Source organism: Paenibacillus sanfengchensis (genome assembly GCF_036864765.1).
Lineage (GTDB): Bacteria > Bacillota > Bacilli > Paenibacillales > Paenibacillaceae > Fontibacillus > Fontibacillus sanfengchensis.
This window is the reverse complement of the sequence record NZ_JBAGJC010000008.1, coordinates 219,479-231,297: the sequence shown is the minus strand read 5'-3', so window position 1 is coordinate 231,297 and position 11,819 is coordinate 219,479. Positions and strand designations below refer to the sequence as shown.

Annotated in this window: 11 protein-coding genes; 3 read left to right on the top strand and 8 right to left on the bottom strand. The window is 51.6% G+C overall.

The features are described 5' to 3' along the window. Positions 1–25: 25 nt before the first annotated feature. From V4U84_RS18395 to V4U84_RS18375, 5 genes are read right to left on the bottom strand one after another with little or no spacing between them, the layout of a single operon-like run. Positions 26–1,654, bottom strand: a complete 1,629-nt coding sequence (locus tag V4U84_RS18395; protein ID WP_334077662.1) for a type 2 periplasmic-binding domain-containing protein — start codon at positions 1,652–1,654, stop codon at positions 26–28. 57 nt (positions 1,655–1,711) lie between these two features. Then, a complete protein-coding gene (locus tag V4U84_RS18390) occupies positions 1,712–2,587 on the bottom strand; it encodes a carbohydrate ABC transporter permease (protein WP_334074274.1) in 876 nt (291 codons plus the stop codon). 16 nt (positions 2,588–2,603) lie between these two features. Next, entirely contained in the window at positions 2,604–3,563 is a 960-nt protein-coding gene (locus V4U84_RS18385; protein WP_416367267.1) for an ABC transporter permease, read from the bottom strand. 27 nt (positions 3,564–3,590) lie between these two features. Next, positions 3,591–4,343 carry an alpha/beta hydrolase gene (locus V4U84_RS18380; RefSeq protein WP_334077661.1) on the bottom strand — a complete coding sequence of 251 codons (753 nt, stop codon included), beginning with the start codon at positions 4,341–4,343 and terminating at the stop codon, positions 3,591–3,593. A 33-nt stretch (positions 4,344–4,376) separates the two neighbouring features. Further along, on the bottom strand, positions 4,377–5,390 hold the full coding sequence (locus V4U84_RS18375) for a LacI family DNA-binding transcriptional regulator (RefSeq protein ID WP_334074272.1): 1,014 nt from the start codon (positions 5,388–5,390) through the stop codon (positions 4,377–4,379). A 390-nt stretch (positions 5,391–5,780) separates the two neighbouring features. Here V4U84_RS18375 and V4U84_RS18370 point away from each other — a divergent pair, with 390 nt between their 5' ends. Continuing rightward, positions 5,781–6,701 (top strand): serine hydrolase domain-containing protein, encoded by a 921-nt coding sequence (locus tag V4U84_RS18370; protein WP_334074271.1) that lies wholly within the window; start codon positions 5,781–5,783, stop codon positions 6,699–6,701. A gap of 128 nt (positions 6,702–6,829) precedes the next feature. Further along, positions 6,830–7,486 carry a YitT family protein gene (locus tag V4U84_RS18365; RefSeq protein ID WP_334074270.1) on the top strand — a complete coding sequence of 219 codons (657 nt, stop codon included), beginning with the start codon at positions 6,830–6,832 and terminating at the stop codon, positions 7,484–7,486. A 39-nt stretch (positions 7,487–7,525) separates the two neighbouring features. Here V4U84_RS18365 and V4U84_RS18360 read toward each other — a convergent pair whose 3' ends face one another. Further along, the gene (locus V4U84_RS18360) at positions 7,526–8,971 is read right to left on the bottom strand and encodes a PsbP-related protein (protein WP_334074269.1); all 1,446 of its coding nucleotides are present in this window, start codon (positions 8,969–8,971) and stop codon (positions 7,526–7,528) included. A 474-nt stretch (positions 8,972–9,445) separates the two neighbouring features. Next, complete coding sequence (locus V4U84_RS18355; RefSeq protein ID WP_334074268.1) at positions 9,446–9,856, bottom strand: carboxymuconolactone decarboxylase family protein; 411 nt, start codon at positions 9,854–9,856, stop codon at positions 9,446–9,448. 126 nt (positions 9,857–9,982) lie between these two features. Between V4U84_RS18355 and V4U84_RS18350 the strand changes: the two genes are divergently transcribed. Then, positions 9,983–10,459 carry an Lrp/AsnC family transcriptional regulator gene (locus tag V4U84_RS18350; protein ID WP_334077660.1) on the top strand — a complete coding sequence of 159 codons (477 nt, stop codon included), beginning with the start codon at positions 9,983–9,985 and terminating at the stop codon, positions 10,457–10,459. 93 nt (positions 10,460–10,552) lie between these two features. Here V4U84_RS18350 and V4U84_RS18345 read toward each other — a convergent pair whose 3' ends face one another. After that, complete coding sequence (locus V4U84_RS18345) at positions 10,553–11,722, bottom strand: TraB/GumN family protein (protein ID WP_334077659.1); 1,170 nt, start codon at positions 11,720–11,722, stop codon at positions 10,553–10,555. Positions 11,723–11,819: the final 97 nt, after the last annotated feature.

Sequence of the window (11,819 nt, the reverse complement as noted above, 5' to 3'; positions counted from 1 at the left end):
CCACGCCGGGTTCTTGGCCTGCTGCCTATTTCTTCAGGCTGTTCAATTCGTCGAGCACCGGTTGCACGAGCGACATTTTGCTGTCCACCCATGCCTTCCAGTTCGCCTCCAGATCACCGTCCTGCAGGATCAGGTTGGTGTACTCTGTCGCGTAATCGAAGCCGGCCTGATTTTTGGCCTTGGAATCATACAATTGCACATCCCAATCGTATTCGGCCATCGCTCCGCCTTCCGTACTGAACTTCGCTTTGTCCTGATAGTGCTTGACCGCTCTTTCGCGGAATTCCTTCTTGATCGCCGGGTTAATGATGCTGAAGTCGTCGCCCAGCAGATAGAGCCCTTCGAAACGGCTAGGGTATTTTTTCTCCAGGGTCGTTCCCTCCGGAAGCAGGCTGACGAGTTCCTTGTTCTCTCCGTACTTCCAGTCCTTGCCTTCAAAGCCCATGTTCAGCAGAAGCTGTCCCTCATGACTGATCGAATAGTCCATCAAATCCATGACGCGTTCGAATTTCTCTTTGCTGATGTTCGGCGAGAAAATAATGCTCGACCAGAAGTTCGCCTGCTCCAGGTTGCGGTACTTCCCGTCATCGCCGAGGACGATCGCCGTGTGCACCACTTCCGAGCTGTCCAGCCCCAGGTTCTCTCTCATCCGCGTATCGATATCCTGTCTGTAAGAAGCCAGACCGCCAATACTTGTAATGCCGGCTACGCCGTTAATGGAGAATTTCTGGCTGGCCTCCTGGCTTTTCCAGGTATAGAACTCGGGGCTGAGCAATCCCTCTTTATAAGCGGCTTGGTATTGTTTCAACGCATTCAATGTTTCCTCGTTGGCGGGACCCCATTGATACTTGCCGTCCTCGCCTTTATAGAAGGCCGATTCTACGCGGGAGTGCGCGCTGTTCGCCATGATGATGTTGGTCAGCGAATCGTTGATGTCGAAAGAAATCGGAACCAGTTTATTGCCGACTTTCCCTGGATCTTTCTCTTTAAGCAGTCGGGCGTAATCCATCAGTTCTTTGACGGTATAAGCGTCTTTGAGTTCAAAGCCGACAGCTTTGGCCCAGTCTTTGCGCAGGCCGATGACCCCGATTTGGTTCAACAGCGGATCGGCCGGCTTGTTTTCGAAATATACCGGCTTCGGCAGCACGTACGTTCCGCCGGTCAATTCCTCCAGCTTTTCGCCCAGTCCGGTTTGTTTATAGGCGGCGGCGACATTAGGCCAGCGCTCTTTCCAGTCGTCCGGCAGTTTGTACAACAGCCCTTGTTCGATATAATTAATGGCATCGCCGTGCACATAGTTCCAGCTGGCTACATCAGGTAGGTCGCCGGAGTTGATCCACAGGCGGAGTTTTTCGGGCCAGGAATCCCATTCCACATAGTTGTAATCCCATTCCATATTGAACTTGTCCGTCCAGTATTTATGGAATTCGTTATTCAGCACGTCGGGCTTTTCCAGCTTGATCGTACTGGCCAAGGAAATCTTCAGCTTCTTGTCGTAACCGTCTTTGGCATTGCCGCCTGAGCTGGTATTCGAGCCTTGTGCATTTCCGCTGTTACCTTCCCCTTTGGAGCAAGCGGCTGTCACCGCCATCAGGACGATGCACAGCGATAAAACCATAATTCTTCTGAGCGAAAGCCATTGGGTTGCTTTCATGTTTTGACCTCCCTGTTTTTTTAAGTAGTTGCTAAGCGAGAATTTTATGTGTATGAATCAGGTCTTGATAGCCCCTGTCATAACCCCTTTGGCGAAATGCTTCTGAAGCAGCGGGAAAAAGCACATGATCGGCACCATCGTGACGAAGACCGCCGCCATCTTCATTCCCATCGAGAACTTCTGGCCCGCAGAGGCATCCAGGCTCGCCGCGTTGGACGTGTTCAACTGCGATTCCACGATGATGCTGCGCAGTACGTTCTGCAGCGGCATCTGCTCGGTCTTCCGAAGGAAGATCATCGCGTCATACCAGCCGTTCCAGATCGCCACGCCGTAGAACAGCGTTATCGTGGCGACGATCGGAGCCGAGAGCGGAAGAATGATCGAGAACAAGATTTTCCACTCTCCCGCCCCGTCCAGCCTTGCGGATTCCATCAGCGACTCCGGCAGGGTATGGAAGTAGTTCATCATCAAAATCATGTTGAAGGCGCTGAACCCCCCGGCCAGGACGACCGACCAAAGGCTGCCCGTCAGGTTCAGATCCTTCATGATCAGGTACAGCGGGACAATCCCCCCGTTAAAGATCATCGTGAACAAGACGAGGAAGAAGATCGGCTTTTTCCCCGGATATCCGGTTCGGCTCAGTCCGTAGGCCATACTGGTCGTCAGGAACAGACTGAGCGGCAGGCCGAGCAGCAGAAGTTTAAGGGTATTGAGGTAGCCGGTACCGATCCCTCCCTTCACGAACAGTTGTCTGTAATTTTCCAGGGTAGGTTGGCTCGGGAAGATCATCAACGGATTGTCGGCGTATTCCTTTTGCGTCGAAAATGAAATCATGATGACATTCCAGAAAGGAATGAGGATGGCCAAAGCCCCCAGAGTCAATAAAACAAAGATGATGGCATCCATCCAGGACCATTTGTGTTTCTGTATCATTGTTCGCACTCCTTTCTCATCGGAACAGCCCGTCGCCGCCCATCCATTTCGCCGCCCGGTCGGCAATCAGCAGCAGCGCCATATTGATAATGGACCGGAACAAGCTGACCGCGGAGGAGAACGAAAAGTCGGTAGCGGATTGGAACGTAATCCGGTAGATGTAGACGTCGAGCACCTCTGCCGCATTCTTCGTGGCGGCGTTCATCAAGTTAAAGATCTGGTCGAAGCCGGAGGACATCAAACCGCCGACGGATAGAATGAACATGACCGTAATGGTCGGTAAAATATTCGGCAGCGTAATCCGGAACAACTGCTGCAGCCGGGTCGCTCCATCAATTTGCGCGGATTCGTACTGGTCCATATCGATCCCCGAAATGGCCGCCAAATAAATGATGGCCCCCCATCCCGCGGATTTCCATATGTCCGTCAAGATGACCATCGGTACGAACATTTTCTCCGAGCCCATGAAGTTGATGGGCTGCGCCCCGAACAAAGCCAAGGTACTGTTGATCAACCCGTCATGAGAGAGAACGTTGATCACGATCCCCGAAACGACGATCCAGGACAAAAAGTGCGGGAAGGTAAATACGGTTTGCATCACTTTCTTATAGCGGCTCATGCGGAGCTCATTCAGCAGCAGAGCCAGCATGATCGGGAAAGGGAACTGAATGATCAGCTTGGTGATATTGATTGCAAGCGTTTTCCACACCGCGTCGATGAAGGCGGGATCCCGGAACACATACTCGAAGTTCTCCCACCCGACCCAGGGGCTGCCCCAAATCCCCAGGTTGGCCTTGAAGTCTTTAAACGCCAGAGATAAGCCTCCCATCGGCATGTAGGCAAATAGCACGAGCCACACCAAGCCGGGAATCAAAAGCGTATAAGTCATCCGGTGTTTCCAAATTTGTCTGAAATACATTCCCAGCTTATTCCCGCCGGTGCGGCTATTCTGAGGTACTGCGGCTGCCGGTTTCAATTTTGCATCTCCTCGCTCTACTAGAATCTATTTGTGATACAGGAAGTCAAAAGCGGTTTTTAAATGCTCCTCCCAAAAACGCCATTCATGGGTTCCCGGGGTCTCGACATACCTGAAATCAAAAGGTGACTTTTCCATGTAGGAGGCAAAAGCACGATTCATTCCGCAAAACGGATCCTCCGACCCGCAGCAGGCGAGTAGGGAAGGAAGCCTTTTGTTCTCCCGGACGAGTGCGTCGGCCAGAGCGTATAAATCCTGATCCGGCTTCACCTCCAGGCGCTCTCCAAACACCGCCTTCATCTCCTTGATCATCCCCGGGGGCATGTCCGGATCCCGCAAACGTTCCCGGATATCGGTGGCGCCGGAGAGCGAGACCGCTTTGGCATATTTCTCGGGGAAGGTCAGCGCGCACTTCAGCGCTCCGTACCCGCCCATCGAGAGCCCGGCCACATAGGTTTTGGCGGGGTCCGTATCCAGGTTCAGCATCCGGACGCAAAGTTCCGGAAGCTCCTGCGTGAGATAGGTGAAATAATCGAGCCCATACTCCATGTCCGTATAGTAGCTGCGGTTCACTTCCGGCATAATCACGGTGCAGCCGTAATGCTGCGCGTAAAGCTCGATCGTAGTCAACCGGTGCCAGGTGCTTGCATCGTCACCGGCTCCGTGCAGGAGATAGAGGGTTCCCCCATCCTGCCTGCCCGCATCGCACGGGGATATGACATGAATAGACGTCGTCATCCGCAGCGTGGGGGAACCTGTTTCCACTGTTAAAAGCGCCATCTGCTGGCTCCTCTCCTTTCCCTTGCCGATCCGTCATTTGCTGATTTTTTTGCAGGATCCCCGCTTGACCAGCACGGAATCAAACACGACATGCTTATTGGTCGCCTGGCCGCTGATCAGGTCGAACAGAATCTCCACGCTGGCCTTGGCCATATCGACCCCCGGCTGGCTGATGGTATCCAGGGACGGATGGTAATACTCCGCCATTTCGATGCCGTCGAAGCCGATGACCGAAATGTCGCCCGGGATGGATAAGCCCGAGGAAAGAATCGCCTTGGCCGCCCCGATCGCAATCGTATCCGAAGCGGCGAAAACGGCGGTCATATCCTTGTTCTTGTTCATCAGCCGTTTCGTTGCCGTAAAGCCCGAGCTTGGACTGTACTCGCAATCCTCCACCAGGGAAGGATCGTACGGAATTCCGTGCTCCTCAAGCGCCTTGATGTAACCGAGCAGCCGCCGGTTCCCCGTCGTATGCTGCACAAGCGGAAAACGGGCCAAGAAGCTGATTTTCGTATGTCCCAGCGAGATCAGGTAGCTGGTCGCCTTGTAGGCTTCCTGCACATCGTCGATAATCACGCTGGAGAATACTGAAGGATTCACCTCCTGGGTCGTTGTGATCGTGGTTAACACGAAGGGAATATTGAGCTGCCGGAATTTCTCCTCGGAGTGATCATAGGTCCCCCCCATGAAAATAACGCCGTACAAGTTTTTCTCTTTGACCAGTTGAAGCGCCGCGTTAATCTCGTCACTGCCGTCTTCAACATGTTGGATCAGCAGCGGGCAGCCCCGAAGATTAACCTGGCGTTCGACCTCTTTAATCATGTTGGCGAAAAACGGGTTCGAGATCCCTTTAACCATTAGTGCAATCGTGTTGGATTGTGTCATCTTCAAGTTGCGGGCGCTGCTGTTCGGAATATAGTTGTACTTTTTCACCACTTCCATCACTTTGGCCCGGGTGGCATCGCTTACAAATCCCGTATTATTCAGAACTCGGGAAACGGTAGAAATGCCAACGCCGGAGAGCCTTGCAATGTCTTTAATATTCATTTCTTGCGGACCACCTCTACTATAAATCGCCTTGTCCCGCCTGGGCGGATCGGGCCTTCTGCTATTTTCATTATTTTCGGGAAACGTTTCCCGTTCGTGGTGTGAGCGACCCGCGAAGGAATAATCCTTCGATCGATAACATTATGCATCCAACCTTTTGAGGTTGTCAATAATCAATTTTTAAAGTGAATACCTTATTATAATGCGCTTACAAAGTTGAAGTGCACATTTTTCGGGCAGGTCACCTCGCAGTCGCTCGTGTTATTGACATTTTTACAGCACTCCCTTACGATCAATGTAGAATTAACCACAAAAATATAAGGAAACGTTTCCCTATGATTTTTCCCTATTGTTACAAGGGATGGAATTTGCTTTCGAGGAGGAAATGAGATGGCGCTGAATCTGTCCCCGTTCCAGGCTAAAGTTGAGCAAAAAGGACTTCGCATTTTTACCGTCCGCGTGTTGCAGCGGGGCGAGCCGGCGGGCGCGGTAAACTTTGCGGGCGCCGAAGACATTCGGCGTTTGCAGCACTCCGTCAGCAAATCGTTTACCAGTATGGCTGCCGGCCTGGCCCTTCAGGAAGGGCTGGTGGATTTGGATACACGTGTAGGGGACATTTTTCCCGAAGCCGGTTCGGATCGGGCTTGCACCTCCGAGTCCCTGAATCCCGCCCGCATCCGGTTGATTGACCTGCTTCGCATGTCCAGCGGTCATGACACGCCTCCTCTAACCTATGAGGAGAGAGCCGTTTTGGAGGAACCGGACTGGGTGAAACATTATTTGTCGCAGCCTCTCGATCGTCCGCCCGGGGAATTGTTCACCTATAGCAGCGGGGATACTTATATGATCTCGGCCATGCTGGAAGCCGTCACCGGGCAGACGGTCAAAGATTATCTCGTCCCCCGCCTGTTCGAGCCTTTGGGAATCGAAGGGGTGCGGTGGGATACCTGCCCGCTCGGCCGGACGCTCGGCTGCACCGGACTGTATTTGACCACCGAAGAATTGAGCCGGTTCGGGGAGTTTTTGCTGCGCCGCGGGGAATGGAAAGGCCGGCAGTTGGTCTCCTCCGCCTGGATCGAACTGGCGACAAGCAAGCAGGTCGCCACGCCCGAAGACGGCGGAGACTGGGGGATCGGGTACGGCTATCAGTTTTGGCGCTGCACCCATGGGGCCTACAGGGCCGACGGCATGTACGGACAATTCTGCATCGTGCTGCCCGAACGGGATGCCGTAATCGCCATCAACAGCCAGGAGGATAAGATGCAGGGGATCTTGGACGCCGTTTGGGAAGAAATTTACCCTCTGCTATAAGCGGTTTTCCCGGGAATCATCTTTTGTGAAGGCATGTTCGCTTTTCGGCCGGCATACACTTGTGACAAGTAGACTTTTAGGACTGGCCCTGAACAAAAGCCTTCATCTCGAATAAAGGATGGTCTCTTGTGAATTTATTAACACGCAGAACCAAAGCCTATCTTGTTCGCCGTTCTCTCCAAAAAGGCTCCATGATCTTTGCGGGCTCCATGATTCAGGGGTTTGCCATGGCCGTCTTTTTATTTCCGCACGCCATTCCCTCCGGCGGGGCCGCCGGTCTCGCGGTGCTGCTGAATTATTGGTTTCAGTTGCCAATGAGTATCGGGTTGTGGCTGATGAACTTTCTCTTCCTGATCACATCGATTCAATACCTGGGCAAAATCAGTGCGGTGGGCACGATCGGCGTGATTACGACGACCGCGGTATCCGTCAATTTCTTTGAGGTTTACTTTCACAGCCCCTTTACGAACATCTGGCTCGACCTCCTGACCGGCTCCGTCATTCTTGGTCTCGGCATTACGCTTCTGCTGAAGCAAAGGGTATCTAACGGCGGGATCGGGTTTGTCGCACTCGCCCTTTCCAAACAGAAACACATCGACCCCGGCAAGGCCCTATTCTGGATGAACGGCTTTATCTTCCTCCTTACGGCGGTTGTGATCAACTGGCAGATCGTGATCCAGGCGCTGCTCTGCCAGTGGGTTTCCACCCGGATCGTAAGCTGGCTGTACAGCATTTCATTTCCGCCCGTTTTGCAAATGGCCTGGCGCAACAAAAGGGATGGCTGAGCGCCATCCCTGCGTAACCGATTGGGGAAGATTTCACGGTTAGTCCAGAGTTTCCGTATATGTAGTCAGAGCTTTTTTAAACCAATCCTCGTTAGCTTCCATAAAATCCTGCTCCCCTGTAAACATCATTTGGGTAAATTGACGTGAAGAGCGGGTAAGCGCCATGATTACCATCGCCTTTCTCCCATTGAAGATTCCGGTTCCTTTAAAGTAGATCGCTTCATTACCTTTGATTTTGATCGGTTCGGGCTTGGTCCAACTGGGATTTTCCAGCGCTAAACTTTCGATATAGAGTTGGTAAGCATCTTCCATTGTCACGGATTCGAGTCCAGTGGCGTCTTCGGCATATGCCGTAAAAAGGGTGTTATCGCTACCATCGTGGCGCACCTCAATCTCACCATCATTAAACAGCTTAAATTCTTTCCATTTCTCGGTAAGCTCGATCTTCATTGAAGCACGTTTATTTTTGAATACCTTGGTTTTTTCCTTAATGAAGCCAAGTGAAAGGTTTGGTTCTTCTACCTCTTTCAGCACTTTGAAGGAATCCACAATACGTTTATACTCCCTTTTGTGTGAAACAAAATCATCGGGGGGACACGTAACCGTTAGAAAATAATAAGCGTTCCCTTTTTTTAGCCCTGTTATCAGTACTCCTCGCTTCTCCCCCTCCAACTCCGATCTCCCTTCCAACTGGTACGCCGGCCGACCGTCAATGGTAAGATTTCTCCAGCCGGTCTTCTCGCCGTGTCCCACTAGTTGAAGAGAATCGAACCTCTCATTTACAATCGCCTCGGGTTCTTTCCCTTCCGTCATTTTCGACTCGAACACCCTAGTAACTATTAATTGGGCATTCCGGTCGTCGTGCAGTATAAACTCGGCGACTTGATCATACTGGGTCCTCATCTTGTTCCATTTCAAAGGGACCTTGATTTGCATGGATTGATCATTATTAACGACCGTTTCACTCTGATATTCTATAAATTGCTCCTTCTCCGCGGGTTTCAACACTTTAAACGTCGACATCAGTTTCCGGAGCTCCTCTTTTGGTGAAGAAGACGCCCCCAGGCCGGCGATCTCTATTAAGTAAAATGCCCCTTCCTTTTCTAAAAATGCCTGCATAGCATAATCCGTTACGTTATTATGTACTCGCATGATATATCTCTCTTTTGCCGAAACTCCATCGATTTCTACGGTTTGGACGTCTTGTACATCAACACTCTCATACTCTTTATCCAGCTCCTTCTCCCATACTTCGAGATTCATTCCTTCGCTAGCATCCGCGAGAAGCTCCTGCATAATGCTTAAAGTTACAGGAGTTAGATTTGTTTGATTGCCGTGAAGTACAAGACGGGTACTTCCGTAGGTATGGTCCTCTTCATCCGGCCACCAAGACTTCGGAACGGAAATTTGAACCGTCCCGTCCTTGCTCCCGACCGTTTTGACCGGCTCGCGCAGCAAGGCAAGGCCCGGCTCTTTCTCTTTCACAGGCTGCGCGTTGCCGCTCTCTCCCGAATGGCATGCCGTGATCAAAACGAACATCATGATGCCGGCAAGCCACTTCACCCAATCCATCCTCCGCTGCTGCTTCTTCATGCTTCCTTTCACCATCCAAAAATTGTTATTGAGCTTCTTGTCCTTTCATTTATCGGGTTGGGTTGGTGAAAGTGTTAACATTTAGGATAATTAGCCGGGCGTTCAAGTCATCATCATTAACGGGAATTTCTCCCGTTAATTTTGCTCTTTACGCTCAATGGCACAACTTAGCTGGAAATTCTCCCGCTAATTCCGCCCAAAAAGGGCGAACGAGGCTTCTTCCGTAGATTAGCTGGAGGTTTTCCAGCTAATTGTGAGCTGCGGGCGGTGCAGCTCCGAATTAACGGGAGGTTTTCCCGTTAATACTTCCCTCACTCCCCCCGCCGCCCTTTTGGGCCAAACTACTTATACGACTGAATCCTCCGATTATTCCGGCTTCAAATCCATCATCGCTCCGAACAACTGGGAGCCCGTGGTGAAGCAGATATACGCGCAAAGCTCGGCGATTTCCCGCTCGGTGAACAGCTCCCGGAGAATGTCAAAGCTCGCTTCCCCTATGGCCTTGCGATCCTTAAGAAACAGCTCCGCAAATCCGACCGCAAGGCTGGTGCGCATGTCCTCCTGGCTGGCGTCCGCCCGGCCCTTGGCCTGGCAGTACTCGCAGCCGTTGCCGAACGCCAGCGTGCGGCGGACCTGCTCTTTCAAATTCTGATCCAGAGTCCCCTCGGAATAGAATGTCTCCTCGAGTCTGGCCCACTGCGACAAAATCGCTTCATGATGCCCCAATAGCTTTTGAAACGGCGTGTCTCCCCGGTCCGAATAAGCAATTCTTGGCATAAAAAATACCCCCTTTGGTTTTGGTTTGATTATATATACCAAATGAGGGTAGGTGAATTATAATTGAAATCAAAAAAACAGATTATCAAATCGTTTAAAACAAGTTTACAAGGAAAGAGGTTTCATATGAAAATTGACCATATCGACGACATCGACATCGCCATCCTGCATGAATTGGCTGAAGATGCCCGGCTATCCATGCGGGAGCTCTCCAAAAAGGTAAATCTCTCCCCGCCGTCGGTCACCGAAAGAGTACGCCGTCTGGAAAGCGAAGGAATTATCGAGGGATACACGATCCGACTGAACCGGAAGCGGCTGGGCTTCGGACTGGAATGTATCATGGAAATCACCGTGCGGAACGGGGATTACGGGCGATTACGGCAGCTTGTCCAGGAGCATCCCCGTGTTCTTGGCTGCTGGCGGACCGCAGGAAAGGCCTGTTTTTTCGTGCACCTGTACGCCAAGGATTTGGCGGAGATTGAAGAGTTTGTTGACCGCATCGCCTCGTTCACCTCTCCCTCCACCAACATTATTTTTTCCGAGGTCAAGATTAACACCCCGCTGAAAGAGCAGTTGTCAGGCGGCTCTACTGATAATTCTTAACTCCTCTAACCCATTCTAACGGTCGCCTATCCCAGGCAGTCCTTGAACAAAAAAGAACCCCTCCTCGTCACCGAGGCAAAGGGTTCTTCCGGGTTATTTCCGCGTAACGGTGTAGCCTTTTTCTTGCAGAAGGGTTACGATCCCCTTTTCGCCGAGCATATGCGCCGCTCCCACGACGATCATATAAGTGGAAGAGTCCTTCCCTTTCAAATAACCGTCGATTTTCTCCGTCATTTTGATGTTGCGGTCCACGAGCATCGCTTTGTAATATTCGTCGTTGATTTTCATGGAATCGACAATCTCCAGCAGAGCCTGATCATCGCCGGTTTTCCACATATCGGCCATGTTGTTCACACTCTCGTCTACCGTGTGGAAGTTGTTAATCGCCGTCAGCAGATTGGCTTCCTGCAGTGCTTGGGAGAAACCGTTGAACATCCCCAACTGCGATTCATAAGATTCGAGTTCAATAACAGGGATTTTGCGTTCCGCCGCTTTCGAGGTGAAGTAATAATCGATGCCGATTTGTCCTTGATATCCACTTTTGCTGGCCTGCACATTCTGCAGTGACGTTTCGATCACCCATGGCTTAAAAGGTTCGAACGCATCCGGTTGCATCCCGTTCTCGGTCAAAAATTTAGCCAATTTCGCATAAGTCGTTTCGGAAATATGATCCTTTAAGGTTGTTCCGTCCTGATACATGCCCAGGTTTAACACCAACTTCTGCGTGTCCGGGTCGGAGGACTTGGTCACGTCGACCTCTACGCCGAGATAATCGGCTTCCGCAAAAGCGTCTTCGATCGACGGATCGAGCGGATAGAAGCTATCATCCGCGATATGCATCGATCCCAGCAGGTATACTTTATTTCCGGCGTTCTCCACTTCCCACAGGAAGCCGCGTCCGCTGGCCGCCGCCGATGGTTTGGACCATATATAGACGGCTCGCGCCGACGCGCTCCAGTGCACATCATAGCCGGAGACTTCCCCGAACGAACGGACGGGGAGGTAAGTGACGCCATCCACCATTTTCGAGCCCGATACGCTCTGGTCCTTTTGTTCCACCTTCAGGTTCAGCGCTTTAAAAAGTTCTTCCGCCGGAACCAGGGTCGCCCCCTTGTCAATGACCGGCGCATGTTCGCCGAACTGGACCCATTTTCCGTCCACTTGAACCGACACCGGTTTTGGTGCAGCGGAAGCGGCCGGGACGAGTACGGCAAAGGACATGAACAAGGATAATAGCGAGGCTGTCCATTTCTTGATTCTCATTCTTTCTAGTCTCCTCTCTTATATGTACCTCATTAAGTATAGCGAAAGTCCAAAGGCAAAGCCAAGCCCGATAAACGTTAATCGATAGGCGAGCTTC